The following is a 26611-nucleotide window of genomic DNA, read 5'->3' on the forward strand; positions in this document are numbered from 1 at the left end:
GTGCCCGGACCGCCGACCGGTAGTCGGGGGTACCGAGTTCGGTGTTCCTGCGGATGGGCGCTACACCATGACGCGTGCCGGTACGGTCGGGAGGGTGACGTGAGAACTGAGGCTGATCCTTTGGAGTGGACACACCCTGACGAGATCTTGATGGTCCAGGGGGGATGTCCGGGTGGGACGCAGGTCTCCGTATCCGGAGAAGTTCAGGAAGGACGCTGTCGCGCTCTATCGCGCCGCTGCCGGGAAGCGGACGTACGCGGTGGTGGCCGCGGATCTCGGTATCACCGCCGAGTCGGCGCGGACGTGGGTCCGAAAGGACGAGGCCCAGGCCGCGCCCGAGGGCCGCGACGGCAGCGTCAGCGCGGCAGAGGGGCTGGCCCGCCTGCGGGCGGAGAACGCCAGGCTGCTCAAAGCCGAGCAGGAGTGGCGGCCGGAGCGTGAGATCCTGCGCAGGGCAGCCGCCTATTTCGCCCGGGAGGTGAAGTGAGCCCCCGCCGCTGGCCCTTCATCTCCGACAACCGCGCCGACTCCGGCGTCAAGCGGATCTGCCGGGTGCTCGGGGCATCCCGCGCTGGCTCCTACCGGCACCTGGCCACCGAGGACGCCCGCGCCGAACGCCAGGCCGACAAGCTGGCGTTGCGACGACCGGTTGAACCTGAGCAGTACAGTGCGGCCGCCTTCGCCGACATCTGCTGCCGACACGGTATCCGCCGCAGCATGGGCCGAATCGGATCGAGTTATGACGCCCTCGCCGAGTCGTTCTTCCAGGGCCTCAAGCGCGAGTTGCTCCACGGGCGCCGCTGGACCTTAAAGGCGCAGACCCGACTCGAGCCGTTCCGCTGGCTTTCGTACTACAACCGGCGCCGTCGCCACTCCGCGCTCGGCTACCGCACACCAGCCGAGTTCGAACAACAACTGATCACGACACGTACGCTGACACTCGTCGCATGAAACCCGGTGTCCACTCCCCGGGATCAATCCCATCCGGGGCACCGGCCCCAACGGGCGGGACAGCCCTGACTACCCGTCGTGGGCCGCCCTGTCCGCCAGGGCCGGCGGCCGCCCCGCGCCCGGGGGTTCGGGGAGGGACGTCCGCGGTGTCAGCCGTGGGCCCGACCGTGGCCGCCGCCCGGGCCCCAGGGCAGGACACCGCTCTCCGCGGCCTTGAGGATGGCGTCGGCTTGCTCCTGGGTGAGCTTCCCCTCGGACACCGCCTCCTTGAGGCGCTTCTCGCGCTCCTCCTTGTGCTCCTGCTGCTTCTCGCTGCGGATCTTCTCCAGCGCCGCCTTCACCTTGTCCTCTGACACGCCCAGTTCCTTCGCCAGAGCGGCCGCCAGTTCCTCCTGGCGCTCCTCCATGCGGTCTTTCCGGGCCTCCCTGTGCTCCTCACGCGGCTTCGGCGTGCCACCGGAAGGCGCGGTCGACTCCGTCGCAGTGGTCGGAGCGTTGTCCGCCGCGAGCGCCACGGCGGGGAACAGCAGCCCCACGCTCGCGACTCCTGCGATAGCGAGACCCACTCGAGCTCTCTTGGTCACCATGGAACATTCCTCCGCTTCCGGGATCCGTGTCGTCTTCGAAGATCGGACACGAGGATGTGGCGAATCTGGGAGCGAGATGAGAATCCCCTTTGAAGCTCGCAGCTCCCGCGCCGTCACGGTCCGCCTACCGGCCGGCCGGGCCGTGCGCGAAGGACGTGGGCAACCGGTCGAGGGCAGCTCCCGCAGGGCGGTTGCAAGTTCCGGGAGCGCGTGTGGCTGGTCGGGTTGTGACCAGTTGGGGCGCATAGCAGGGCAGGCACGGGCTTCGTGATCATTGTGGTGTCTAAGCCCGATGATCACGAGGTGGCCCGTGCCTGCTGCTGTATCTTCTCCCATCCCTGCCGTGTTGGTGAAGCTGGGGCCGCTGGATGCCGGCCGGATTCGACATGGCCATCTTCCCCACCGCGGGTCATCTGGTCTCCTGGGCCAAGCTCTCCCCGCGAACCATCCAGTCCGCCGGAAGGAATCTCCCCGGTGGCATCGGGCAGGGCAACCCCTGGCTGAGGGCGGCGCTGGGCGAGGCCGCGATGGCTGCCGCCCGGACCGACACGTTCCTCGGGGCCCGTTACAAACGGCTCGTGAAGCGCCGAGGCCACGGGAAGGCCCTGGTGGCCGTCGCCCGCTCGATGCTCGTGATCGTCTGGCACCTGCTCGGCGATCCTGATGCCCGCTTCCACGACCTCGGATCCGACCACCACCTGAGGGTTCTCGATTCCGCCGCCCGGACCAGAGGGCTCGTGCGTCAGCTCCAGGCTCTCGGCCACGAGGTGACCCTCACCACGAAGGCCGCATAGATGGAGCGCCCAACGCGTACGGCCTCGGGAGGAAGACCGCGATGAAGGTGGTTATTTTCGGGTTAGATCACGTGCTTCCAGCCGCTGCTGGCTCCGCTGGACCTGACCGGCACCGTTGTCACCTTCGACGCCCTGCACTCGGTCAAGGCGAACGTCTCCTGGCTGGTCGAGACCAAGAAGGCCCACTACATCGCCGTGATCAAGACCAACCGTCGCACAGATCCTCCAACGCAACGGCAGACCACTGCCGCCCAGACGGGGCCATGGCCGGTCGACCCGGCCGAAGCGCCCCGGGAACACGAGTGGTGGCTGGGGGACCTCGCCGCCCACCTCGGCTGCACCCTCGGCACAGCCCGAAAATGGATCACAGACGGGCGCCTCACCGGACGACAGGAGACACGGCACCCCTACCGATGGATCATGAACACCCCACCAGAGAAGATCACCGAACTCGAAGAACGCCTCGCCAAGACACGCGGGCGACGCACCCGCATCCACCCCCGCTTCGCCGAACTCCTCGGCGAAGACAACCCATAGGCGCAGCCTGCTTGACGCATCGAAAACTCCTCCCACCACATCAGGGACGTCACCTTCAACGAGGACGCCTCCACCGTCCACACCGGAACCGCACCCCGCGCCATGGCCACCCCTCGCAACCTCGCCATCGGAGTGCTGAAAGCCCTCGGCGCAGACAACATCGCCAAGACCACCCGAGCCATCCGCCACGAACCCGAACAAGCACTCCCCATCCTCGGCATCACCAACGATCCAGACACTTACGGAACTTGATCAAACCCTGCAGCTCCCGGGGTGCGGGCCTGCCCGACTCCGCGACTGAACGTACGAGCGATGCGGCACGCTTGGGGCCGGCATACGGGGTCTTCGAAGTTAAGCGGTGCGGCATGGCCATGCCAATACGACGGTCGTCGACCGGGGGGGCGGTCAGGCCAGTCATTGCACGGGCAGCGCACCGCGTCGGCCGTCCGCCCGGAAGCTGTCATGTACGCACGCACCGCTTAACTTCGAAGACCCGGCATACGTCCAAGGGCACCGAGGGAACCATCAGTGAGGGGGCAGGCAGAGTGAGTGCACGGGGTTGGGGGGCGCAGGCTGCGATAAACCTCGCATTGGAGACGGCCGAGTGGTTACTCGTCCCAGCGGCCGGAGCCGCCGGCACCGGAACGAGCCACCGACGACGCGCTGGCCAGAGCGCTCGATGCGGCCATGCTCGCCGAGCGCGAATGGCTGAGCTCGCTGTCAACGGGCTTCGGACCAGACCGTCGAGGCGCTCCCGCAGATCGTGGAGGATGAGGGCCCTCCCGCCGTGTTGCGGGCTAGGTCGGCCTCGGCCTGGGACTGCTGCTGTGCAATCAGGTCGGGACGGGCGGCACCGGGTGGACCGGGTTGGAGCGGGCCTCCGCCGAGATTCGCATGGAGCGCCCCGGATTGTCTGCACGCGCCACGTCGGCGCTCGCAATGCCGTATTGGCCAGGCTCCTCCATCGCCGACCGCCGCGCCTGGCTCGAGGGCGCCGCAGAGGCTGCGGGCGAGAGCGGTGACGAAGTCGTCCGCACGGTGGTGCGGGCCAACCGCACCGAGCTGGTGATGAGTTGCGGTGACCCCGAGGGGGGAACCTACTGAAGTCGCCGCCCACCGACCACCCCGCCCCCGGAATCCGCCGGCACACCGCCCGCGGGGTGTACAACGCCGCCGACTCGGCGGTGTGGCCCAGGCACTTCGCAAGGGCCGAGGATCTGCTGCGTGAGGGGCTCGAGCTGTCGGCACGCAGTGGTGCCCCGTACACCGAGCGCACCGCCCCGGGCGCGAGACTGCTGCTGAAGTTGTCACCGGGCGCCTGGGCGCACGGGGCCGGGTTCAGGGGTGGTCCGCGTCGCTGGGGAACGCCGCGAAGAGCACGGCGAGAACGACGGCGGCGACGAGCGCCGCGACGCCCAGGCTGACCTGGCCGGCTTGGATGAAGTTCCGCTCCGCGATGTCCGCGAGGCGCGCGTCGAAGTAGCGGATCTGAGTGCCGGAGGCGCTCATCGACACATGCGTGTGTGGATCCGCATGCAGAATGATCTCCCGGCTGGCGTCGATGCTCTCGGCCGGATCGGGAATTACCTGCTCGATGTCCCTGCCGAGGGTGACCCCCAACCACACGGTCATCACCGTCCCGAGTGCGGCGAAGCTCATCGCCCCGCCCAGAGGCTGCTGGGTGTTCACGATTCCGGATGCCATGCCCGACCGGTCCGGCGGCATGACCTCCAGCACCAGTGCCACAACCGGAGTGATGACCAAGGCGGAAGCCATACCGACGACGGCCATGCCGAGCAGGACCGTGCCCTTGCCTACGGGAAAGCCGAACACCATGGCGAGCAGACCGAGTAGCAGACCCGCCTGACCTGAAAGGAGCAAACGCCGCAGCCCGAACCTCCTCCGCAGCCTTGCGACCCTTAGAGCGACCGCCGCATATCCAGCCGCGAACGGAAGGACGAGAAACCCGATCACCACTGGGGAATACTCTCGAATACTGTGGTAATACTGCATCACGACGAAGAACGCCCCTTCGTTGCAGAAGGCAGCGAAGAACACCGTGGCCACGGCGAGCGAGTACAACCGGCTGCGGAACAGTGAGACGTCGAGCATGGGGTGACGGGCACGGGATTCACAGACCACAAAGGCGAGGAATCCCAGCAAACTCAGCCCGAGCAGCGAGAGCGTGACGCTCGAGCGCCATCCGAAGGACGGCCCCTGGATCATCGCGAAGGCCAGTGACGCCACTGTCGCGACGAAGAAGAACTGGCCCGTCCAGTCAAATCTGCGGATGCACACGTATTGTGATTTGGATACCCAGCGAAGTGTGATGACCAACACGACGACGCACAGCGGAACCGTGGCGACGAAGAGGCCGCGCCAGCCCATCAACTGGACCAGGATTCCTCCCACGGGCGGCCCCATGGCCACTGCCACGCTTCCCACGGCAACCCAGTTTCCGACAGCCTTCGTTCTGGCCTCCCGAGTGGCGCTCACCCTGCTCACCAGGGCGAGCGAGGTGACAATGACCGCAGCGGCCGAAACCCCCTGAACTCCTCTCGCCACCACCAGGACAAGCACGCTTGACGTTACGGCGGCGACCAACGAGCAGGCGACATACACGACCAGGCTCACCACGTAGACTTTTTTACTGCCGAATGCATCCGCCAGCGTCGCGCTGATCATCGTGGCCGATGCCATACCGATGCTGTAGACCCCCACGAGCCATTGCAGATCGGATTCCCCCATGCCTAGATCAAGCTGCATGTCGAAGATCCCGACATAGGTGATCAGGACGTTTACGTTGACGACGAACAGCCCGAGATATGCCGCGAGGAGAGTGCTCAGTTGACCTTTGCTCCAATAGGGGCGGGGCGGCAGGGAAGGCATTTCGAGCGACATGGCTGGAGCGTATCAGCGTGCTTGGTCATTCGATAAGACATAGCCTCCGCCGTCGCGAATCCGCGGCTGTGGAAGATCGGGGGCGCGCTACCGGGCCAAGGGATCCGAGCCGTAGGGTAAGCATTCAGAAGGTTGTTCGTGCGTCCGTCTCCTGATGATGTGACAGGTGCGGGGCGGGTGCGGCAGGATCCGGGGTCATGTCGTCTGCTCTGGAGTCTGCGTCGTGTGAGGATCTCCTCGTGCTGATCGGATTGCTCCAGCGGCAGGTGGCGGCCGCAGAGGCGCGGGTTGAAGCGGCAGAGGTGCAGGCGGCCGAACTCGCGGTGGCCAACGAGCGGTTGACCGCTCGGGTGGCGGAGCTGGAGCGGCGTCTTGGCCGGAACTCGGGCAACTCCTCGATGCCGCCCTCCTCGGACACCTTCGGGCGGCCGGAGAAGAAGCCGCAGCCCAGGAGTGGACGCAAGCGAGGCCGTCAGCCCGGCGCCGACGGGTCGGGCCTGGCCATGACCGACAAGCCCGACGCCACCGAGGACCATGTCCCGGCGGCCTGCAGCGGCTGCGGAAGCACACTGGACCAGAGCGACAGCGTCAGCTTCGAGCGGCGCCAGGTCCGGGACATCCCCCTGTCCACGGTAAAGATCACCGAGCACCGGGCCCACCGCTGCCGGTGTGCCTGCGGCACGGTCACCGCCCAGCCGATGCCCGGGCATATCGCCGGGTCCCCGTCCTCCTACGGTCCGAACCTGCGCGCGCTCGCCGTCTACCTGCTGGTTTTCCAGCACATTCCCGTCGAGCGGACCGCGCAGCTGATCAAGGACGTGACCGGGGCGGAGGTCTCCACCGGCTGGGTGGCCTGTCTTCTTCCCGAGGCCGCCGACCTGGTCGCGGACTCCGTGAACCTGATCAGGGCCTTGCTGGTGATGGGGCACATCCTGCACGCGGACGAGACCACCACCCGCATCGGCTCGTTGCGGCGCCGGCTGCACGTGGCCTGCACCGACTTCCTCACCCTGCTCCACCTCGCCCCGCGTTCACGCGCCGGCGCCGACGCGGGCGGGGTGCTGCCCAACTACCGCGGCGTCCTGGTCCACGACTCGCTGTCCCTGTATGCGGGCTACCCGCACCGCACCCACCAGTTGTGCGGCGCCCATCCGATCCGTGAACTGACCGCCGCCGAAGAGGACTTTCCCCACCAGAAACGGCACCAGCAGATCCGGTGGGCCCTGGCCGGGCTGAACACCCAGGCGACGCGTGTACGTACCGGTGAGATCGGGGAGATCACCCCCGAGGCCCCGCTGCTGCACCTGGACGCCTTCCACCAGGGCATCACCGTCGGACTCTCCGAGCACCCCCGAGCGCCGGGCCGCAAACAGTCCCCGGGCCGCAACCTGCTCGAACGGCTGCGGGACCAGGCCCACTCAGTCCTGCACTTCGCAGACGACCCCCGGCATGTGCCCTTCACCAACAACTGCGGCGAGCGGGCGCTGCGACCGGTCAAGACCCAGCTGAAGATCTCCGGCTGTCACCAGTCCGAGACCGGTGCGAGGGCCTGGCTCGCTGTGCGCTCCTACCTCGACTCCGCCCGCAAACACGGGCTGAGCGCCTTCAAGGCCATCCACCGCGCCTTCACCGGAAACCTCTGGATGCCCCCGATCGAGCAAGCCGCCTGACCAGCACGTCTCACATACCGTTACTGTACCGGCCAACCGCATTCCTCCTGAATGCTTACGCGCCACCGAACAGCAGCTCCAGAACATCGCCGCCGAAGGCCTGCAGGAGATCTACTTCAAGGACCGCGGCCGCCGCGCCCAGGGCCTGCTGGTGGAGTTCACCGACATCGACTACGTCGAGTTCGATCTGTAATCCGTACCGGCCAAGGCCCGGCCGCCACTCGTGTGATGAGCCGAGGCCCGATAGTTGTCACATAGGCAGACTTGTTGTCACCGTGGCCGGGGTTGGTGGGCGTTGTAGCCAGCTCAACGCTGACGCCAATTGAGGCAGCAGTGGACTGTCGGTGGCTGGTGGCAGGATCACCGGCATGGTTTTCGTACGTACTACTCCGCCGAGGCCCGTCCAGGTGACCGCGGTCTTTCCCGAGCTGGCTCCGTTGGCGCGGCCTGCGGTGCGGCTGCATCCGCGTCCGGGGTCGCCTTCGGTAGGGGACAGCTCGGTCGGGGGGCCGTTGCTGTGGCCGGCAGGGGAGCCGTGGCCGCACTGCGAAGACGCGCACCTGCACGTGGACACCGGATTCCGCGAGTCACCGACCGAAGTGCGGCTCGGAAGACGCTTGCGGTCCCGGTGGCGCCCTGACGGCCGGGCTGCCACGCTCACACCCGAGGAGGAGGCGCTCAAGGAGCGCGATGCCGCGCGGCTCGCCGAGCGGCTCGACGCCGGCCCTCCCTATCCCGCCGAATGCCCGGTCCCGATGTTGCCCGTGGCTCAGCTGTTCCTGCGTGACATACCCCTGTTGCGGCCGCCCGGGAAGGCCGATCTGCTTCAGGTTCTCTGGTGCCCGTACGAGCACGAACCGCATTACAAGCCGTCGACCGCCCTGTTCTGGCGCTCGGCAGCAGAGGTCGGCGACATCCTCGCCACACCACCGGAACCGTACGAGGCGGACTATCCGGGTTACGTGCCAGAGCCGTGCGTGCTGGCGCCAGAAGCGATCACTGAGTACCCCAACAGCCTGGATCTGAGCCCGGAGCTGCAGCTGATGCTGGATGACTGGAGCAGGTGGCAGGCAGCCAGCGCTGGCGTGGACAGCTCCTACGCAGCGTATCCGCGCGAGTTCTACCACGTTCACCTGGGCAACGCACCCGGCTGGAAGGTCGGCGGCTGGCCTCTGTGGGGCCGCACCGACCCGTACCGTCGCTACTGCGCTGTGTGCGAGGTGCAGATGGTCCCGCTGCTGACGATCGCTTCCTTTGAGTGGGGCGGCGGTGAAGGTCGCAGCTGGGCGCCGCAGGAAGACCAGGCCGCCCTGGCTGACTCTCACTACCGGGGCCAGAGCCCCTCGCAGCCGACGCGGGTAGAAGTAGGCAGCACGGACAACATGCAGATCTACGTCTGCCCGACCTCCCCCGAACATCCACACACAGACCTGGTCCAATGAACTGTCGGCCTGTCACACACCCTCCTGTAGACGGGGACAGGAATGCTGCCGAGTCAGGGCGTGTGACGAACCGCTTGCCTCACCGGTGACAACCAGGCTGCTTCGTCCGGTCGAAACCGCAGGTCAACGGAGGCCGATGATGACAACTATCGTGCTTCGGCTCATGTGATCCGGCTACCCGCACAACTCGGTGTGATTGAGCGTTCCAGCTGGCCAGTTGAGCGCATCCGTCGGAGCCGCCCGCCCCGGTGACCGGATGGTGTCCCGCCGAGTGGTGTAACAGCGGTCTCCGCATAGCCCCTGGTCAAGGCGCGGATCGGGGCGGCCGATGGCCCACCCCCTTCGGACGGCATGTCAGCAATAGGGGCAGCGAGCGTCCGCCGCGTTCTTGGTCGCGATGTAGCCCGAGGTCAGCCGGATGAGGTGCGCGGCAGCTGACATCAAAACTGAGCTTGATGTTTAACCTCGCAGGTCACCCGACCTGCTGATCTGCGGTTTTTCAGGGGACAGCGGAGACGGCCGTTCTCCACGCTTCGAGATGTCGAGTAACGAAGCACGAGAGAACGGCCGCTGCCCATGAGTGTCCCCGTCGACGCGCCCGCAGGTGACGCGTTGGGTATCTTGTCCTGCTTTCGGGTTGAGTTCTACGACTGCCTCTACTCTCGCGCGGACGCGCTCTTCGACCTGACGGACGCCGTGCTGTGTGTGGACGGTCCGGTGGTCTCGCTGCCCGAACTCACGCTGCTCGCCGAGCATCCGCGCGGGCACGGCGCGATGTACGGCGCGTTGAACAACGGCTGGCTGGAGCCGACCCGGCTGCGTCGGCTGCTGGCCTCCACCCCGCTGCCGAGGGCCGCCGACGGACGGATCGTCCTCGCGGTCGATGTGAGCAACTGGCTGCGCCCGGACGCCCCCACCAGCCCGGACCTGCTGTTCTGCCACGTCTACGGACGTGGCCGCAGCTCGGACCAGATGATCCCGGGCTGGCCGTACTCGATCGTCGCCGCCCTGGAGACAGGACGGACCTCCTGGACGGCGGTGCTGGACGCGGTCCGGCTGGGCCCGGCCGACGACGCCATCGCCGTGACCGCCGCCCAGCTCCGGGAAGTCCTCGTGCGCCTCGTACAGGCCGGGCACTGGCAGCCCTGGATGCCGGACGTCCTGATCGTGACGGACGCGGGCTACGACGTCTGCCGCCTCGCCCACCTCCTGTCCGACCTGCCCGTCGAGCTCGTCGGCCGGCTGCGCTCGGACCGGGTCATGCTCCGCGACGCCGGCCCCCGCCGCTCCGGGCCGCGCGGCGGGCAGCCGCGCAAACACGGCGGCGTCCTTACCTTCGCCAAGCCGGACTCCTGGCACAGCCCCGACGCCACCACAACAAGCGACACCACGCGCTACGGCAGGGCCGAGGCCCTGGCCTGGGACCGGATGCACCCCCGGCTGCAGGCCCGCGGCCCCTGGCTCGACCACGAGGGTGAACTCCCTTTGATCCACGGCACGTTGATCCGCCTGAAGGTCGACCACCTACCGGGCGACCACGATCCGAAGCCGGTCTGGCTGTGGTCCTCGCGCACCGGCATGACCAGCACAGACATCGATGTGCGCTGGCAAGCGTTCTTGCGCAGGTTCGATCTTGAACACACCTTCAGGTTCTGGAAACAGACCCTGGGCTGGACCACGCCGAAGGTCCGCGACCCGGCCGTCGCCGACCTATGGACGTGGCTGATCATCACCGTTCACACCCAGCTCCGTCTCGCCCGCCCCCTCGCCGAGGACCTCCGCCGCCCCTGGGAAAGACCACGCCCGGCACACCGACTCACCCCCGCCCGGGTCCGCCGGGGGTTCAGGCACATCCGCGCGACCACCGCCCGTCCCGCAGCCGTGCCGAAACCCTCAAGACCCGGACCAGGACGACCTCTTGGCTCAAGAAACCGCAGACCGGCTACTCGCTACGAGCCCGGGAAGACCGTGAAGCGCCTCGAAACTCGAACAGAACATCTCCGCTCAAAACGGGAGCAATGTTAAATATCAAGCTGAGAAGCCGTTGTCGTACCGATCATGGTGGACGTCGGTTCGACGGGGACGCCTCGGTCGGGTGATCTGTGGCGGGTGTGCGCATGAAGGCAGGGCCTCCTGTGCAGCTCCGGGTTGTTGAAGACGCCGAGCTGCCCAGGAGGCCCTTGTGTCGCAGTCTTGCGTTTCCGTGTCCGTGTCGTCCAACTCGGCTGCCCGGTCGTGTGACTGCCTCGCGCACCGGTTCGGGAACGCGGGGGACCATGCGGACCGCGAGCCCAGGTATCCGTCGGACATGTCGGACGCGGAGTGGGCGGTGGTCCGCGACGCGCTGCCGGTCCCGGCGTGGCTGGAGGGCCGTGGCGGTCAGCCGGAGGGCTACTGCCACCGGCAGATGCTGGACGCGGTGCGCTACACGGTCGACAACGGCATCAAGTGGCGCTCCATGCCGGTCGACTTCCCCGCGTGGGACCGCGTGTACGCCTTCGCGCGCCGGTGGGGCGCGACCGGGCTACTGGCCGAGCTGCACGACCGGCTCCGAGGCCGGGTCCGTGAGGACGCCGGCCGCGATCCGGAGCCGACCGCGGGGATCATCGACTCGCAGTCGGTGCGGGCCGCCGCCACCGCGCCCGCGTCCTCGCGCGGATACGACGCGGGGAAGAAGGTGGCAGGGCGCAAGCGGCACATCGTGGTCGACTGCCTTGGCCTGCTCCTCGCGGTGATGGTCACCACCGCCGGCGTCCAGGACCGGCACGCGGCCGTGCCACTGCTGCGGCGCCTGCACGACCGCTACAAGAAGATCAGCCTGGTGTGGGCCGACGGCGGCTACGCGGGAGCCCTGATCTGGTGGGCGAAGCAGAAACTCCAGCTCACCGTGCAGGTCGTCAAGCGGTCCGACGACGTCAAGGGGTTCGTGGTGCTGCCGCGCCGCTGGATGGTGGAGCGGACGCTGAGCTGGTTGTTCCGCTCGCGACGACTGGTGCGCGACTACGAGACGCTGCCCGTGGTGCACGAGCAGATGGTGCTGTGGTCGATGACCATGCTCATGAGCCGGCGCCTCGCCCGCCGGGGAACGTGAACCGGCCCGGCACCGGCTCGGTCAGCCATCCCCGCGTCACCAGCCGCTTCGCCCGGTGCCGCACTGCCTCGACACGCGCCGGTGTCGGCTCCAGACCGAGTCCCGCCGCGATCTCCTGACAGCCCGTCGCCGAACCGCCGTCCGGTCCGACCTGCTCGGTGACCACCCGCATGATCTCCCGGTATCCCTCCGGCAGGGTCTGCGGATCCGATCCCGGCTGCCGCACCGGCACCACCCGACCCCCGACCGAGGCCGCCACGGCGGGTCCTGGCTCCTGCTCCTGCACGTCATCTGGGGCCTCCACGACAGCCGGCTCCCGCGGGGCTGTCGGCGTCGCGGAGAGCACCTCGCCGACCCGCTGCCGCGCGATCACCCACTCCTGCCAGCCCGTCTCCGCCTCCGCGAGCAGAGCCAGGACCCGGTCGGCCTCTGCCCGCAGCACCTCCACCCGCTCCCGAGCAGCCAGCTCCCGCTCTTCCAGCAGACCTACGACCGACGCCATCCAGCACCTCCACCGACGAGACAACCCGACGGTTCGAGACTGCCTCACCGAAGGCGACACCATGCCTGAACTGCGGAAACTCATCGTTCACGTTCAGTACGACAACGGCTTCTGACTGCCCATCAGGCATAGGGTGATCGCGGACGGGCCGATTGTGGCCGCAACCTGCGCTTTGGCGACTTACTCGAGCGGGACCTCGACGGCCTCGCGCCCACAGCAGAGCCGTACCGTGGGTGTGCGGGTCTGCTGTGGGCGCTCCACGCTACGTCCTACGCCGTCACCGGCCCCCACCGGCTCATCCCCAGCTCCCACCCGTAGGTGCGGCCTCCGGCTTCCCGCCCCGCCGGACCGCAAGGCCCGGGAGACTGGATGACGTGTGGATGGGGCTGGAGATGAAGGACGCCAAGGCTGCGCTGGAGGGCGTGATGCCGTGGCTCGCGCCGACGGGGAAGCTGACCACTCCGCCACCCCAGGCAGAGAAGGCGTACCCGGCCGCGCCCTGCAATCCCCCGGTAGAGCGCGGCCGCGCCGCCCTCCCGGTCCTCCCCACGGGAGGCCAGGCGCGCGCCCGGAAGGGCCTCGCGCTGTCAGTGCCGGTTGGCAGACTGGCCGGATGAACGGCGATGAGCAGCTGCTGAGCGGCCGTGTCTACGGCCGCGACCACGAGGACCCCAACCCGGGCCCCCTGCCGCACCGGACCTACGCCGAACTGGTCGACGGCCCGCTGGACGGCCTGCTGCTGGACATCCACGGCTGGCGCACCGAGGAAGTCGACGACGGCGTCGCTCTGATGACTGAGCTCTCCCGGTGGCCCGGCGGCCGTGCCCTGTACGACCTGCGTCCCGGCGAGCCCCGCGCGCCCGGCCCGGGAGTGAGCTGCCGCTTCTACTACTCTGGTGACACACCCTGACCGTCGGCACCACGGTGCTCGGTCAGATGGGCGGCGGTGTTCTCGACCCGTAGCAGCGTCCACTCGACACCGGCCCGGCAACCCGTCCGGTCCAACTTCTTCGTTCCCACGGGGGAGCGGGTAGGCCATTCGTGTTGCGCAGCCCCCGGAATTGTCGGAGGCGCGCTCTACGTTCCGGGCCATGACGGATTGGATCGAGCCCTGTGCTCGTGAAACAGAACTGGCGTACTCCTCTGAGCAGGTGGAACTCGGCCGGAAGCTCGTAGCGCGTGATGATCTCCTGACGAGCGAGAAGCAACGGACGCGTCTGGAGATCGGAGACCTCCTGCTCGACGTCGCGCCGATGGGCAACGAGGAGCCCTCCAACGGCTCCCGCGAGCTGATCAGGGCGTTCGCTGCGGACATCGGTATGACCGCCGAGATGGCCCGTGAGTACCGGGGCGTGGCCGCAGGATGTGACAGCGCGCTCAGGCAGGTGCTGGCCGAGTCCGACGTCACGGTCTCCTACTCAGTCGTCCGCGAGGCCGCTTTGGGGTTCTCCCTGCCGAAGGAGACCCGGGAGGCCGAGAACGCGCTTGGGAGGGAGGGGCGCGCGCGACGGCGCCAGGACCGCTGGGAGATCCTGCTGCGGATGCTCCAGGAGCCTGGCCGCCGCCGTGTGACGGCGCAGGAGTTCCGCGCAGCGATCGGCGCGCGGCCGATTCCGAACTCGGCCTCCGCGATGACCGCCGAGAAGATCGTGGAACAGCTCGACCGCCCCGACGTCAGGTCGGCGGTGATGGCGAGCGTGATGGAACCGGCGTTCCTCGTAGAGGCCTTCGCGGCCGATCCGATGGCGGAGCTGAAGATCCGCGACAGTCTCGCCCAGGTGGCCCAGGTGACCGGCAACAGGGAGAGCGCTTCTGCCCCCGAGGAGACCGACGAGCGGCTGGTCCTGCAGTTCCGGCGCCGGGTGAACCTGCTGTACGGCCTGGTCGAGATGCACCCCGAGCAGATCATCAACATCGCCGACGAGGACATGCTCAACGACCTGGAGAAGGCCTGTGAGGGCGTCGTGCACTGGGCGCAGCGGCTGCACTCGGCCCGGACGTCCGGACAGGCAGGTGTGCGGTGACCGCCTCGCGCCTCAACTCACTGTCGGTTGTGACCCGTCAGTGGATCACGGACAACTACGGCTCGCTGTTCGCGCAGCACAGTGACAAGAACCGGCGGACCGGCGAGTTCATGGACCTCATGCTCGACGCGGTCCAGGCTGGCGAGCTGCCCGCGATCGAGTACTTCAAAGTCGTCTTCGGCCCCGTCCTCGGAGCGCTGGACCATGACCTGATGGTCCGCTTCGCGCACAGCGGCCCCGATACACCCCCTGCCGGGGGAGGCGGCACGGCCGGCGGCACGAAGGAACCCGGCGGGACGACGCCGCCGATTCCGGGACTCTGCGGCGGCGGAACGGTGCCCGGCCGCGCCGGCGGCTGCGGCACCGGGACCGACGGGGAGGCCAGCATCCCCGGGCAGCGCTCGTTCCTGCCCGCCGACCTGGTACACGCCCGCATCGTGGAGGTGACCAAGCAACTCCTCGCCATCAAGTCCAACCAGAAGCACCTGCGCCAGCAGGAGAAGGACAGCCGGGAGTTCCGCAAGATCCTCGCAGGCCAGTACAAGGAACTGGAGAACCAGCTCCACGCTCTCCAGCGCGCTCACGAGCGCATCAAGGAGAACCCCAAGATCGGGCTGGACGCACTGGCCGCGATGGGTATCGGCGCCGCGGAACTGGGCATGAGCGAGGCCGACCTGGAGACCCTGGCGGGAGCGGTATGAACCTCCCCCTCATCTACTCCTCGACCCAGTGGCACGACTACTGGAAGCTCATGGTGCCGGCGTCCCAGCGCGAACAGCGGCGCGGAAACCACATCGCCGACCTGATCGCGGCCGACGGATGCGTGGTGGAGATCCAGCACGCGAGCATGTCCCCGACGAAGATCATGGGGCGCGAACTGGACCACGGCCACATGGTGTGGATCTGGGACGGCCGCTCCGCCTACGCATCTGGCGCCCTCCTGCTGACCGCCTTCGCCGACGGCATCGTGAGCTTCCGGTGGAAGAACCAGCGCCGCAACCTCCGCACGTGCCGACGCCCGTACTTCCTGGATCTCTGGACGCTGGGGGAATCCGGGGAACGGGTGCTGCTGAGGGTCGACATCCTCAACGAGGACGGAACGGGCTCCGGGCAGCTGGTCACCCACGACATCATGCGCCTGTGGATCGTCTCCGGCCTCCCCCGTCGTCCCCTCGCTGAGCTCCCCGTGGGCTCTGGCATCCCGTCGGTGAAGTTCGCCGCGGCAGTCGCGTAGCACGACCGCCCACCTGCTCAGCGACGTCGAGCCTGGCGAGATCTCGGACACCAGCAACAGGACACGGGCCTCGCCGCCTGCAACGACTCCCTCCTGAGCCGCCCCGCACGTGCTCCCGCACGGTGGGGCGGCTTCGTGGGCAGCACAGGCCGGCGGGCAGAAACCGGCCGTGACTGTCGGAGGCGGGATTCATACTGGCTGATTAGCCACATCGCGCGGTCGCACCTGTCCCGTCTGGCACAGGCCCCCACGCTGCGCGGATCACACAAGGGCAACGTGGCCCTTGGAGGGGAGTGCCATGCTGGTGACGTCCGTGGAGGGGCCTTGACCCCGCGGAGTGGACACCTGTTCGTGTTGTTATGCAGCGAGTGTCAGGGTAGCTGACTGCTGTTCGTAGACGTTCGGTGCCTTTTGTTCGTTCGCCGAGTGCCGTCGCCGGGTGTTGTAGCGGGTGGTCCAGCGGAAGACCGTCAGGCGGCAGTCGTGGGCTCCGTCGAAGCGGCGGGCGCCACGGAGCGTCTCGCGTTTGAGGGCGGCGTTGAACGACTCGGCGAGTGCGTTGTCCGCGCTCGTACCGATCGCGCCCATGGACTGCCGCACTCCCAACTCTGTGCAGAAATGGGCGAATTCGCGGGACGTGTACTGGGCTCCGTGATCGCTGTGGAAGACGGCGCCGGCCAGGCTGCCGCGGGTCGCTTCGGCGGCCCGGAGTGCGTCGGTGACGAGCGAGGTGCGCATGTGGTCGGCGAGCGACCAGCCCACCAGGCGGCGTGAGAAGCAGTCGATCACCGTCGCCAGATACAGGAACTCGCCGTCGCCCACCGGCAGGTAGGTGATGTCCCCGACGTACTTGGTGTTCGGCGCACTCGCGGTGAAGTCACGCCCCAGCAGGTCCGGCACTCGGGTGGCGGACGGCTCGGGCACCGTGGTGACCTGCCGCTTGCGCAGCCGCAGCCCGGCGATGCCGAACTTCCGCATGACCCGTCCGACGCGCTTGTGGTTCACCGGCTCGCCTTCGTCTCGGAGCTCGGCGGTGATGCGGGGGCGGCCGTAGGTGCCGTCCCATTCGGTGTGCACGGCCCTGATCCGCATCGCGAGCGCGGTATCGGCCCGCTCACGCGCGGCACGGGCCTGGCGGCCCGCCCGCCACTTGTAGAAGCTGGAGCGGGCGACCTCCAGCACGTGACACAACCGCTTCACGCTCCAGGCGCGGTGGTGGTCCTCGATGAACTGGAAGCGGCTGGTCACCAGGTCATCTCTTGTGCGAAAAACTTCGTCGCCTTGCGGAGAATGTCCCGTTCGGTGGCGAGTTTCTGCATCTCCTTGCGGGCTGCCGCCAGCTCCCGGCGCAGGGCCTCGTTCTCGGCCTGAAGCTCCTCGGCCGTCGGCGGGGAATCCACCGTGCTCTTCTCCGTGCTCGTCGTGCTGCCCCCGCCGCGGCGGGCCCGTTCGGCCCGCACCCAGTTACGCAGCGTCTCGCGGCTGATCCCCAGATCTTTGCCGATGCCCTCGAAGGTGTGGCTCGGGTCCGACAGGTACAGCGCGACAGCGTCCGCCTTGAACTCGGGCGAGTAGACCTTCATCACCATAAAAGATGCCTCCTACCCGGCCCCTGGCGGGGCCGGGCTCAGAGGTGTCCACCACTCGGGGACAGGTCCCACCCTCGCCGAGACCATCGAGCAGTGGTGGGACGGCATCGAGACCTACCTGACCACCGGCATCACCAACGCCGCCTCCGAAGGCAACAACCGCCTCATCAAGCTCGAAGCGCGTAACGCCTTCGGCTTCCGCAACCGCGCCAACCAGCGCCTACGCTCACGCTGTGCGACCACCCGCCGGAGCCGACGGCAGGCGCACCCCCACTAAATTCGAAGACCCGTTATGGAAGGGCACAGACCTGATGCGCGCCCCCCACAACCGAGTGCTGCGCTTCCTTGTCGCCTCGCTCGTGCTATTGATGGCCGGGGAGCTCCTGAGCCTGCCCGAGATCAACGAGGCGATCGACAGAGCCACGGCAGTCGGCCTCGGCAAGGTGGCGTTCAACGGCCTCTACATGTCCGGCCTCTTCGCCCTCGCCCTGGTCTTCGTCTCCGCCATGCGCGGCACGGAGGCCGGATACCGTCGGCACCTGCGGATCAATACCAGCCTGCTCGCCGGTGTCCTGATTGTCTTGGCCCTCTCCATGATCGCCACACCAGCAGGGTTGCGCGGCCACTCCTTGAACACTCCGGACATGGCACATCCAGCCATCGCCTCGTTCTATCTGGTCGGCAACGCCTACTTCGTCTATGCCTATCTTGTCTCCGGCCTGTGGGCTCTGCTCTATGCGCGCAGGGCGTCCCGACATCTCGGGCTGGGCCTGCTGAGCATGGTCGACACGACCGCGATAGATCTCTTCCTCGGTCTGGGCCTGGGCAAGGAGTTCCACCACGCCCACGGCCGCACCGGGGACGGCAGAACCGTGCACGACAAGCGCCTGCCGAACACCGAGCCGAAGTTGTTGGAGCTGTTCAGCAAGCTGGTGGCGAAGTTCGGCACGGTTCTGGTGATCGTGGACCAGGTCGCCAACATCGGTGCGCTGCCGCTGACGGTGGCCCGCGCGGCGGGCTGCCGGGTGGCCTACCTGCCCGGGCTGTCGATGCGGCGGGCCGCCGACCTGTATCCCGGTGAGGCGAAGACCGACGCTCGCGATGCCTTCGTGATCGCCGAGACGGCCCGCACGATGCCGCACACCCTGCGCGCGATCGACCGGGACGACGAGACGCTGGCCGCACTGACCATGCTCACCGGCTACGACAACGACCTGGCCGGCGAGGTCAACCGCACCACCAACCGGCTGCGCGGCCTGCTCTCCCAGATCCACCCCTCCCTGGAGCGGGTCCTGGGCAAGCGCCTGGCCTACCCCTACGTCCAGGCCCTCCTTCAGCGGCACGGCTCTCCTGCGAAGATCAGGAAGCTGGGGCGGGCCCGGGTCGAGGCCCTGCTCAAGGCACACGGCTCGCGCAAGGCCCACCACCTCACCACCGAGATCTTCGAGGCGCTGGACGAGCAGACCCTCGTCGTCCCGGGCACCGAGACGTCCGCGCTGATCATCCCCGGTCTGGCCGCCCGGCTCGGCGCCGCCCACGCCCAGCGCGGGCAGGCCGAGCAGGAGATCGCCGCCCTGCTGGAGGCCCTCCCTCTTTTCCACCTCCTGACGTCGCTGCCCGGCCTGGGCGTCAGGACCACGGCGGCCGTGATCGTCGCGATCGGCGACGGCACCACCTTCCCGACCGCCGGGCATCTGGCGTCCTACGCCGGTCTGGCCCCGGCCACGAAGTCCTCGGGCACCTCGATCCGCGGCGAGCACGCGCCCCACCGCGGCTACCGGCTTCTCAAACGGGCCCTGTTCCAGGCCGCGTTCGCCGCGATCGGCTGCAAGAGCGACCCGTCCTCCCGGATCTACTACGACCGGCAACGCGCACACGGCAAGACCCACACCCAGGCGATCCTCCGCCTGGCCCGCCAGCGCGTGAACGTCATCCACGCGATGATCCGCACCGGCGCCCTCTACGAACCACGCGTCCCCGACGACGTCGACCTCGCCGCCTGACGGCTTCACCGCCCCTGCCCACCAGGCCCCATCACACCCACGCACCGGCACGACCACTGGTCCTGCCGGCCACCGGGCTGCCCATCAGCCACCCGATCCGCCGGGAACGCCCCGCTGCGCGGGACGTTCCCGAAAACCAGGATCAACCCCTACAAGCCGACCCCACCGGGGTTGACGAAACAGATAGGGCCCCGCCTCCAACTGAGCGACGGGCTCGTCCGCTGGGTCTAGGCGTGATCCCCGGCGGCGGTCGGGGCCGGAAGGCCGCGAGGCGCGCGTTGAGCGTACGGGATTCATGGCGCGTCTGTGTGCCCGTGCGGCTGAGCACTGGTGAGTAGCGGTGTGGGGTGAGGGCCCCTGGCCGGGCGCGGCAGGGGCCCTCGGCGCGCTTCCGCGGAGGACGGAATCATGCACGCGTCGACTGGGCAACGAAGCCACCACTGCTGAGATACGGGACGGATGCTGTCCGGGTACGTAGCCGTTCTGCTCCAGCAGCGTGTCGATCACCGACTATCGGTGCGTTGGTGCCGGTCGTTAGCCTGTCGGTATGTCAGAGCGTGTCATCCCGGGGTGCAGGGGCGGCCTGATCACTTTGGGCGTCGCGGATGCTCTGTGGGCTGGCTTGACGGCCGGCGGCGCTGTGCCGACGGTGTCTGCGGCGTTGACCTGTTCTCCTGCCGACGCCCGGGCGGGGTACGTCCTGCTCGGCGGCTGTGTGGTGGCGACAGCGCAGGCAAACGGTGGCTCATGGGGTGTTCCGGAAGTTGAGGTGCGCCGGGCGGCAGCGGAACTGAACGCGGTGGAGATGGACCGCCGGGATCTGGTCCGCATCGGTCCGTTCCGTGGCGCGCCGAAGCAGGAACACATGGAGGGGATGACGCTGGGGTGGCGGCGGTGCATCACCCGGGAACTGCAGGAGCCGGGTGCCCCCGAGCGGGCAGCACGAGGTGAAGGCGGCCGGCCGTACCATCTGGCGGGGATCGACTGGCGGCGGCTGCTCGTGGAACGAGCCCGTGACGATACGGCGCGGACATGGTGGCTGCCGCGCGCCGTGGTCAAGCTGCTGGACGCGGCCGAGCACGCCGAAGCGCAGTGGCTGCAGGCTGCGCGGACCCGCCAGGAAAGCGCAGCCGTCACCGAGCCGCCTTCCCGCCGGGGGCAGGCCCGACCCGCTGTTGGCGGTCGGCAGACAGCGGGCCCCGACGACCCGACCGTCCCACTGCGCCCCTACAACGGGGAACTGCAAGGCCACTTGTACTCCGCACTCAGCAGGAAACCGGGCATGTCCCGCAAGGTGGCCGGGTGGACGTGCGCCGTCTGCCGCACCGCACCCGCCGCCGTCCTCGACCACTGCCACGAGCACGGCTACGTCCGCGCCCCCGTCTGCCACTCCTGCAACACGCAGGAACGCCCCGACCACCTGTACGGCAACGACATCCGCGTGGCTGACCACTACACACGCCTCTTTGACACCCACACCGCCGACTGGCTCTGCCACTGGCACCGCTGCCCCGGCTGCCGCGCCCGCACCACTCTGCCGCTGCCGCATCTCGCCGCCTGGACCGCCCACACAGCCTGCCGATCACTGCGCCCGACCCACCGCGACCCCTGCGGCTCCCGCGCGCGCAAACCCTGCGGCGTGCTCCGCGTGTCCTGGACGGGCAGTCACAACGCGCCCCGTTCCTGCCTACTCACGGTCGCCGTCGACTTCTGCCCCTCCGGCGAGCACCGTGTCCTGGCAAGGGTCCCCTACCGCGAAGCCGCCGAGCGGTTCGGTACGTGGCTGGCCGAGACCGCTCCTGCCGTGGCCGCCGCGGCCGGACCCGACCGCCTGGACGGCCTCCCCACCCGGTCCCGGCCAGTCATCGCGGACACCAGCAGCGAGGGCCTGGCGCTGTTCTCAGTGGGAGGCCCGACAGCGTCTGACCACAGTTCGAGTCCTGCCGGTCCTGCTGGGAGCACTGCCTGACGCCGTCCGCGCGTTCACCATGCTGTTCTGGTGACGGCCGGCGGGCGGGCTCTTCTCGGTCTGCGTCCGCGTCGTCACTCGTGTTGCTCGGCGTTCAGGGTTCCCTGTCTTCTTTCTCGTTGGTCGTAGGTAGGTAGTTGGCGGCTCAGTCTGGGATGCGTGGGGGTGTCGGTGCCTGTGTCTCTTGGCCGGGGGGCTCTTTGCGGTCGGTGAGGGATCCGGCCGCTCCGCATTCTCTGCATGCCGCTGCGCGGGGCTGGTGGAGTGCGGTGAGGGCTTGTTCCCGGTCGAGCGTCTGGGTGCTGGGTGTGCAGCCGATGACGTGGATGAGGGTGGCGCCTGGGTGGCCGGGGCGGTGGGGCAGGTGCTGGACTGTCCAGGCTGGCTGGTCTTTGCGCGGCGGATTACTGCCTATCTCGGACGCACGGAGGGTGGGCACGTGTTCGTAGGAGATGCCCGGGACGGGGCGCGCGTGCGTGGGGCTCACCCAGGCTCGGTGCTCGACCGGTTCCACACCGCCATCAACGGCGTCCTGCCATATGAGGACTCCCACCTGGTACCGCCAGCCGTCTTTCGTCTGGCGCCGGGCATGAAGCCGCGCCCGGATCTCATGACCGCCCGGCAGCGTGACCATGATCGGCGCCGCACCGCGATTGTCCTCTCTTTGCTCCCCGGTCACCGCTCTACATTCCTGTCCTTCGCGACATTGTCTGCCGCCATCATGCCGAGTCCTGACCGGTCGTCGGGTGCTCATGATGTCCATACCTTGATCTCGGGCTGATCCCGGTCATTCGTAAGATCGGAACACCCACGGTGGGGAGCTGAAGTGGCCGCATGTGCCGCGCAGACGTCACCACGGCGGGTAGACGCCCGAGCAGGTAGCCGGCCGCGAGCGCGGCGGTGACGGCGACGCCCATCACGACCACCCGGCAGGACACCCGGTGCGGGACGCCATGCCCGACCCTCTGGTTACCGATGAAGGCGACCACTGCCTCCGGAGCGTTCTCGGTCACTTCACCCAGAGGGGTAGGGTCGGCCCGGGACGCGGTACTGGCCTTGCGACCAGCCCGTTTCCCCGGGCCGCCCTCCGCACCCGCCGTGCCCGTTCCCGAGCAACGGGCGCTCCACAAGCCCGGTTGGACGGTGTTTCTCAGCCGGTGCTGGGCCACGGAGTGGGGATCTTCGTTCCCCGGTAGAGGTAGCGGACGGTCTTCACCCTCGCGGGGTCGAACAGTCGCACCTCCTCCGTGACGGGCCACCAGCGTCCACCGCAGTAGCGGCGGCGCAGGTCCTTCCAGTTGCTCCGGCGGAACTTCCTTCGCAGCCACTTGATGACCCGCTGCCAGACGAAATGACGCAGGTATCGGAAGGTGGCGTGCGAGACGCCGAAGCGGAAGTAGGCGGTCCAGCCCCGCAGCACCCGGTTGAGGCGGTGCAGCAGGACCTCCAGCGGCAAATTGGTGTCCTGTCGGCACACGTCTCTCACCTTGTCCTTGACCGACGCGAGCGCCTTCTTGGACGGATAGGTGTAGACGTAGTACCGGTCACTGCCCTTCTTCCGGTGGCGCTGGAGACGCCAGCCGAGGAAGTCCAGCCCCTCGTCGATGTGCGTGATCTTCGTCTTCTCCGGCGACAGGCGCAGGCCCATCGGGGAGAGCACCTCAGCAACCCAGGCGCGGATGGCAATCGCATCCTCACGGGTCCCAGCGACGAGCACCAGAAAGTCGTCCGCGTACCGGCAGATCCGGTAGTTGGGTCTTCCCGTCGCCCGCCGGTGAGATCTGCGGCTTGGAGTCGACTTCGGTCCGCCAGGTCCCTCCGCGATCGCCTCGTCCAGCACGGACAGCGCGATATTGGAAATCACGGGCGACAAGATCCCGCCTTGTGGTGCACCGGCCCTGGACTCCTTCAGTCCCGAATCCTCGGTGAGGATCCCGGCCTTGATGAACGCCTTCACCAGGTCCATCACGCGCTTGTCCCCGACCCGAGCCCGCATCCGTTCCAGCACGGGTGCGTGTCCGATGTTGTCGAAGCACGCCTCGATGTCGCCCTCGACCACCCACTCATAAGAGCGGGAGGCCAGGTAGTGACTCTCGGCGATCGCGTCATGAGCCCGGCGCCTGGGGCGGAACCCGTAGGAACACGGGAGGAAATCCGCCTCGAAGATCGGCTCCAGGACCAGCTTCAAGGACGCCTGGACCACCCGGTCACGGATCGTGTTGATCCCCAGGTAGCGGACCTTGCCGCCCGCCTTGGGGATCCCACGCTGCCGCACCGGCAGGGGCCGGAAAGTACGGGCCTTCAACTCGGCCCGCAGCTCCGCAAGGAAGCCTTCCAGCCCGCGCACGTCCTCGATGTAATGGGCGGTCACGCCGTCCACTCCGGCCGTGTGCGCACCCTTGTTGCTCCGTACCCGCATCCACCCTGCAAGCAGGAAGGCCGGGTCGCAGACGAGATTGTGCAGGTCATCAAACCGGCGGAGAGGATCCTCCGCCGCCCAACGGTGCAGCTTGGCCTGGATCTTCAGTACCCGGCGTTCGGCCACATACGCGACCTCCTCCAGCTCGTCGGTATTCACCAACGACCTCCTGGCATTCCAGCTTCCGCACTGCCGACTTGCTGGACCCCTTCGCCATGTACGCGCCTCTCGCGCGCTCGGACTACTACGGGTCCTCCGCCCCACCACGAGACCACCAGCCGGCGACGGGCCTGCCCCCACTTCCGGCCTGGAAGAACGGTGCGGGGGCGGTCTCGGATGGTTCCCACGTTCCCTGTGTGCCGATCGGCCAGGATGGGTGCCCTGCTTTGCCCCGACAGCCTCGCCGTGCCTACGCCGCAGTCCTTCGGCACGGCCACCGGACCCGAATACTTCTCGGATTCCGGAGTCGGCGGCCCGCATGTAGGGCAGCCGCGTACTGCTTCCCGGCCCAGATCCACCAGGTTGGAGCCGGTACAACGCTTACGGAGCTTTAACCGCAGGTTCCTCACGTACACCTTCTGGCCTCGCTTGCCGGACCCGCACCGTCTGGCAGTACCGGCGCGTCCCGTCGTTGTCGGGGCTGCTTCCCGCCCTCCCCGGCGTCCCCCGGGTCGGACTGCCCCCAGCTTCTACCGGACCGCTGCGACGGCCCGGCGGCGGTGGTCTTGCACCACCACTCGGTCACACAGAACTTCGTGGCGCACCCATGCATCGCTTGCACACATCACGCCCTACCTTTCTTCTCGGGTCTGAGCCGGCCACTCGTAAGATCGGCGGACCCGGGGACCCGGGGTATGGCTGACATCACGCTGTGCCACTTGGATGGTTTATGGAGCTTGGCCGCCCGGGGTCCTGCGACGACTCGACCGCCACCGCCACTGGCGGCTGTCGGTTGTACGGGCCGGTCCGAGGACGTCGTCCCGTTGCGCCGCCACCGCGACACCCAGCTGTGCAAGGTGCCCGGGTTGATGCCGAGCTCCTCGGCGACCTCCCCGGCCGGCCTCCCGGTCTCGACCACGATGCGCACCGCACCTTCACGGAAATCGGCGTCGTACGGCGGCTTCTTCTTGGACCCCATGAATCCCAACTTCCCCTGCAATCACGGGCTCCACGCTACGAGGGGATGGTCAGATCAGCGGTGGAGCTGGCGGGCCTGAGCGCTGTACTTGACCGGCGCGGTAGGGGCTGTCGGTGATGGGTTCCCGGATATCCAGGGAGGCCACGAGAGCGGTGAGTAGAACACTCAGTTTCAGCCAGGCAGGCTGTATCCATGCGATCACTCTTTCGCGCGGCCCCTCCGCCAGGCCTGGGCGGTCACAGTCGGGCCCTTTTCCGAGTCACGCAGTGCGTGCCGTTCGTGGTCGTCTTGGTCGCGCTGGGCATCGAGCTTTCACCTGCACAATTTCTGGTCACCGGCACTTTTCTCACCGCGATGCCGGCGGTGGCCGCGTTGACGATGGGCCCGAAGGGCATTCTCTCCGTAGCGGCTCTCGCCCTGGTCACCGACCTGATGTCCCCCGCCTATGACCAGGCGTACTACAGCAACATTGTGAGTCTGTTCCTGGTGTCCCTGGCCAGTGTCACGATGAGTAATGCTGTACGTACGCGCAGGCAGAGCGAGCTCGACCAGGTCCGTCGGATCGCCGTGGCAGCGCAGGAGGCCATCTTGCGTCCGGTACCCGCCCGGCTGGGCCCGGTGCGGGCGGCCAGCATGTACCTCGCGGCTGAGACGGGGGCGCAGATTGGCGGTGATCTGTACGAGGCTGTGCAGACCCGGTACGGGGTCCGGCTGATCGTGGGGGACGTCCGGGGCAAGGGACTGCCTGCCGTGCGCGCGGCCGCAGCCGTGCTGAGCGCCTTCCGGGTGACCGCGCAATACGAGGAGGAACTCTCGGAGGTGATGAACCACTGCGCGGCTGCGCTGCGACAGGAGCGCGCCGTGCCGGGTGCGGTCGATCAGGAAACTCTGCTGGAGGGTTTCGTCACCGCGCTCGTAGCCCAGGTGTCCGACACACCCGAGGTCCAGGTGGTCAACCGCGGCCATCCGCCTCCGCTGGTACTGAGCCAGGGCAAGGTTCATGCCCTGATGCCTCCCTCGCCACTGCCGCCCCTCGGCCTGGAAGACCTCTGCCCCGGTCCTCCCGTCAAGGCGGAGAGCTATCCGTTCGCACCCGGCGACCGTCTGCTGCTGCACACCGACGGCGTGATCGAAGCCCGCAACCCTGACAACAACGACTTCTTCGCCCTGCCCGAGGCCATGGAAGCGGTGCACACCTGCACCCCACACGAGTTCCTGGAACAACTACACCGCGGATTGATCCGCCACACCGCCGGCCGCCTGGCGGACGATGCGGCAATGCTCCTCGTTTACCGTCCCGACCCGGGTTCCGCATAATTCGGGGGAGTGTCATGAATCAGGTGTGAGCCTCCACGAAGGAGTCACCTGATGAGTACGACGATGGATCACCGGATCGAGACCTCCGGCAGCGTGTCGCTTGCCGTGGCCGACAGCAGTGTTCAGGGTGCCGACGTGAAGTCGATGCCGATGTCGCCGAACGGTCTGTCCAGCGAGCTGCTGGAGGAGCTCGCCGCGCTCGCGGCCGAGAAGGTCCGCGGGGAAGGGCTGCGGCTGATGGGCGAGGGCGGGCTGCTGCCCGAGCTGGCCCAGCACCTGATGCAGGCCGCCCTGGAAGCCGAGATGGACGAGCACCTGGCCGCGGAGGCCGGCCGCGTCGGCGGGCGCGGGTCCCGCTCAGGCGGCAACATGCGCAACGGCTACCGGGCCAAGAAGGTCATGACGGAGGTCGGCGCCGTGACGGTGCAGGTCCCCAGAGGGCG

24 protein-coding genes and 4 pseudogenes are annotated in these 26611 nt (G+C 68.1%); 20 read left to right on the top strand and 8 right to left on the bottom strand.

Features of this window, described 5'->3' with window-relative positions; all coding sequences use genetic code 11:
* Window positions 1-172: 172 nt before the first annotated feature.
* A pseudogene (locus V1460_RS17380) lies at window positions 173-951 on the top strand (integrase core domain-containing protein).
* Between the two features lie 149 nt (window positions 952-1100).
* On the opposite strand, the gene V1460_RS17385 reads toward V1460_RS17380, so the two are convergent.
* Window positions 1101-1538, bottom strand: a complete 438-nt coding sequence (locus tag V1460_RS17385; RefSeq protein ID WP_338674596.1) for a hypothetical protein — start codon at window positions 1536-1538, stop codon at window positions 1101-1103.
* 386 nt (window positions 1539-1924) lie between these two features.
* Here V1460_RS17385 and V1460_RS17390 point away from each other — a divergent pair, with 386 nt between their 5' ends.
* The 3 genes from V1460_RS17390 to V1460_RS17400 all read left to right on the top strand — a co-directional run bounded on the left by V1460_RS17390 (window position 1925) and on the right by V1460_RS17400 (window position 3973).
* Complete coding sequence (locus tag V1460_RS17390) at window positions 1925-2332, top strand: transposase (RefSeq protein WP_338674597.1); 408 nt, start codon at window positions 1925-1927, stop codon at window positions 2330-2332.
* A gap of 639 nt (window positions 2333-2971) precedes the next feature.
* Window positions 2972-3121, top strand: a complete 150-nt coding sequence (locus V1460_RS36395) for a hypothetical protein (protein ID WP_407077474.1) — start codon at window positions 2972-2974, stop codon at window positions 3119-3121.
* Window positions 3122-3778: 657 nt separating this feature from the next.
* Window positions 3779-3973: a hypothetical protein gene (locus V1460_RS17400; RefSeq protein WP_338674598.1), complete on the top strand. Its 195-nt coding sequence runs from the start codon at window positions 3779-3781 to the stop codon at window positions 3971-3973.
* A 234-nt stretch (window positions 3974-4207) separates the two neighbouring features.
* Here the strand turns inward: V1460_RS17400 and V1460_RS17405 are convergent, their stop codons facing one another.
* Complete coding sequence (locus V1460_RS17405; RefSeq protein ID WP_338674599.1) at window positions 4208-5770, bottom strand: MFS transporter; 1563 nt, start codon at window positions 5768-5770, stop codon at window positions 4208-4210.
* Between the two features lie 239 nt (window positions 5771-6009).
* On the opposite strand from V1460_RS17405, the gene tnpC reads away from it, so the two are divergent.
* The 5 genes and pseudogenes from tnpC (at window position 6010) to V1460_RS17430 (ending at window position 11973) form a co-directional block, all read left to right on the top strand.
* Window positions 6010-7440, top strand: coding sequence for an IS66 family transposase (gene tnpC, locus V1460_RS17410; protein ID WP_338674492.1), 1431 nt, complete (start codon window positions 6010-6012; stop codon window positions 7438-7440).
* Window positions 7441-7501: 61 nt separating this feature from the next.
* Window positions 7502-7633: pseudogene (locus V1460_RS17415) on the top strand (XRE family transcriptional regulator); the annotation flags it as partial.
* A gap of 175 nt (window positions 7634-7808) precedes the next feature.
* Entirely contained in the window at window positions 7809-8882 is a 1074-nt protein-coding gene (locus tag V1460_RS17420; protein ID WP_338672614.1) for a hypothetical protein, read from the top strand.
* A 576-nt stretch (window positions 8883-9458) separates the two neighbouring features.
* Window positions 9459-10907 (top strand): NF041680 family putative transposase, encoded by a 1449-nt coding sequence (locus V1460_RS17425; RefSeq protein WP_338674600.1) that lies wholly within the window; start codon window positions 9459-9461, stop codon window positions 10905-10907.
* A 283-nt stretch (window positions 10908-11190) separates the two neighbouring features.
* The gene (locus V1460_RS17430) at window positions 11191-11973 is read left to right on the top strand and encodes an IS5 family transposase (protein WP_338673854.1); all 783 of its coding nucleotides are present in this window, start codon (window positions 11191-11193) and stop codon (window positions 11971-11973) included.
* Here V1460_RS17430 and V1460_RS17435 read toward each other — a convergent pair.
* The gene (locus tag V1460_RS17435) at window positions 11939-12475 is read right to left on the bottom strand and encodes a hypothetical protein (protein WP_338673853.1); all 537 of its coding nucleotides are present in this window, start codon (window positions 12473-12475) and stop codon (window positions 11939-11941) included. The genes V1460_RS17430 and V1460_RS17435 overlap by 35 nt on opposite strands.
* 380 nt (window positions 12476-12855) lie before the next feature.
* On the opposite strand from V1460_RS17435, the gene V1460_RS17440 reads away from it, so the two are divergent.
* Together V1460_RS17440 and V1460_RS17445 are read left to right on the top strand one after the other, a co-directional pair.
* Entirely contained in the window at window positions 12856-13092 is a 237-nt protein-coding gene (locus V1460_RS17440; protein ID WP_338674601.1) for a hypothetical protein, read from the top strand.
* Window positions 13089-13385, top strand: a complete 297-nt coding sequence (locus V1460_RS17445) for a hypothetical protein (RefSeq protein ID WP_338674602.1) — start codon at window positions 13089-13091, stop codon at window positions 13383-13385. Before V1460_RS17440 ends, V1460_RS17445 begins: the two co-directional genes overlap by 4 nt.
* Here V1460_RS17445 and V1460_RS17450 read toward each other — a convergent pair.
* A complete protein-coding gene (locus V1460_RS17450; RefSeq protein ID WP_338674603.1) occupies window positions 13364-13495 on the bottom strand; it encodes a hypothetical protein in 132 nt (43 codons plus the stop codon). The genes V1460_RS17445 and V1460_RS17450 overlap by 22 nt on opposite strands.
* 71 nt (window positions 13496-13566) lie before the next feature.
* Here V1460_RS17450 and V1460_RS17455 point away from each other — a divergent pair, with 71 nt between their 5' ends.
* From V1460_RS17455 to V1460_RS17465, 3 genes are read left to right on the top strand one after another with little or no spacing between them, the layout of a single operon-like run.
* Entirely contained in the window at window positions 13567-14499 is a 933-nt protein-coding gene (locus V1460_RS17455; protein ID WP_338674604.1) for a hypothetical protein, read from the top strand.
* A complete protein-coding gene (locus V1460_RS17460) occupies window positions 14496-15200 on the top strand; it encodes a hypothetical protein (protein ID WP_338674605.1) in 705 nt (234 codons plus the stop codon). Before V1460_RS17455 ends, V1460_RS17460 begins: the two co-directional genes overlap by 4 nt.
* Entirely contained in the window at window positions 15197-15733 is a 537-nt protein-coding gene (locus tag V1460_RS17465; protein WP_338674606.1) for a hypothetical protein, read from the top strand. The genes V1460_RS17460 and V1460_RS17465 overlap by 4 nt, the downstream gene beginning before the upstream one ends.
* Before the next feature lie 357 nt (window positions 15734-16090).
* Here the strand turns inward: V1460_RS17465 and V1460_RS17470 are convergent.
* A protein-coding gene (locus V1460_RS17470) for an IS3 family transposase (protein ID WP_407077412.1) occupies window positions 16091-17322 on the bottom strand; the annotation gives its coding sequence in 2 pieces (ribosomal slippage) (window positions 16091-16996 and window positions 16999-17322; 1230 coding nt in all).
* Between V1460_RS17470 and V1460_RS17475 the strand changes: the two genes are divergently transcribed.
* The 4 genes and pseudogenes from V1460_RS17475 (at window position 17321) to V1460_RS17490 (ending at window position 21294) form a co-directional block, all read left to right on the top strand.
* Window positions 17321-17599 carry a transposase gene (locus tag V1460_RS17475; RefSeq protein ID WP_338678078.1) on the top strand — a complete coding sequence of 93 codons (279 nt, stop codon included), beginning with the start codon at window positions 17321-17323 and terminating at the stop codon, window positions 17597-17599. The genes V1460_RS17470 and V1460_RS17475 overlap by 2 nt on opposite strands.
* Window positions 17556-18092 (top strand): annotated as a pseudogene (locus tag V1460_RS17480) (MAB_1171c family putative transporter); the annotation flags it as partial. The gene V1460_RS17475 and the pseudogene V1460_RS17480, both read left to right, overlap by 44 nt.
* A 9-nt stretch (window positions 18093-18101) precedes the next feature.
* Complete coding sequence (locus V1460_RS17485) at window positions 18102-19325, top strand: IS110 family transposase (RefSeq protein WP_338678079.1); 1224 nt, start codon at window positions 18102-18104, stop codon at window positions 19323-19325.
* Between the two features lie 547 nt (window positions 19326-19872).
* The gene (locus tag V1460_RS17490; protein ID WP_338674607.1) at window positions 19873-21294 is read left to right on the top strand and encodes an endonuclease domain-containing protein; all 1422 of its coding nucleotides are present in this window, start codon (window positions 19873-19875) and stop codon (window positions 21292-21294) included.
* A 145-nt stretch (window positions 21295-21439) separates the two neighbouring features.
* On the opposite strand, the gene V1460_RS36400 is transcribed toward V1460_RS17490, so the two are convergent.
* From V1460_RS36400 to V1460_RS17500, 3 genes are all read right to left on the bottom strand, one after another.
* Window positions 21440-22057, bottom strand: a complete 618-nt coding sequence (locus tag V1460_RS36400) for a DUF6233 domain-containing protein (RefSeq protein WP_407077475.1) — start codon at window positions 22055-22057, stop codon at window positions 21440-21442.
* A gap of 387 nt (window positions 22058-22444) precedes the next feature.
* Window positions 22445-23872 (bottom strand): group II intron reverse transcriptase/maturase, encoded by a 1428-nt coding sequence (gene ltrA / locus V1460_RS17495; RefSeq protein WP_338674608.1) that lies wholly within the window; start codon window positions 23870-23872, stop codon window positions 22445-22447.
* 625 nt (window positions 23873-24497) lie between these two features.
* Window positions 24498-24851: a transposase gene (locus tag V1460_RS17500; RefSeq protein ID WP_338674609.1), complete on the bottom strand. Its 354-nt coding sequence runs from the start codon at window positions 24849-24851 to the stop codon at window positions 24498-24500.
* A gap of 279 nt (window positions 24852-25130) precedes the next feature.
* Here V1460_RS17500 and V1460_RS17505 point away from each other — a divergent pair, with 279 nt between their 5' ends.
* Both V1460_RS17505 and V1460_RS17510 read left to right on the top strand, forming a co-directional pair.
* Window positions 25131-26168: a PP2C family protein-serine/threonine phosphatase gene (locus tag V1460_RS17505; protein ID WP_338674610.1), complete on the top strand. Its 1038-nt coding sequence runs from the start codon at window positions 25131-25133 to the stop codon at window positions 26166-26168.
* A gap of 237 nt (window positions 26169-26405) precedes the next feature.
* A pseudogene (locus V1460_RS17510) lies at window positions 26406-26600 on the top strand (transposase); the annotation flags it as partial.
* Window positions 26601-26611: the final 11 nt, after the last annotated feature.

The sequence above is a fragment of the Streptomyces sp. SCSIO 30461 genome (assembly GCF_037023745.1).
Lineage (GTDB): Bacteria > Actinomycetota > Actinomycetes > Streptomycetales > Streptomycetaceae > Streptomyces.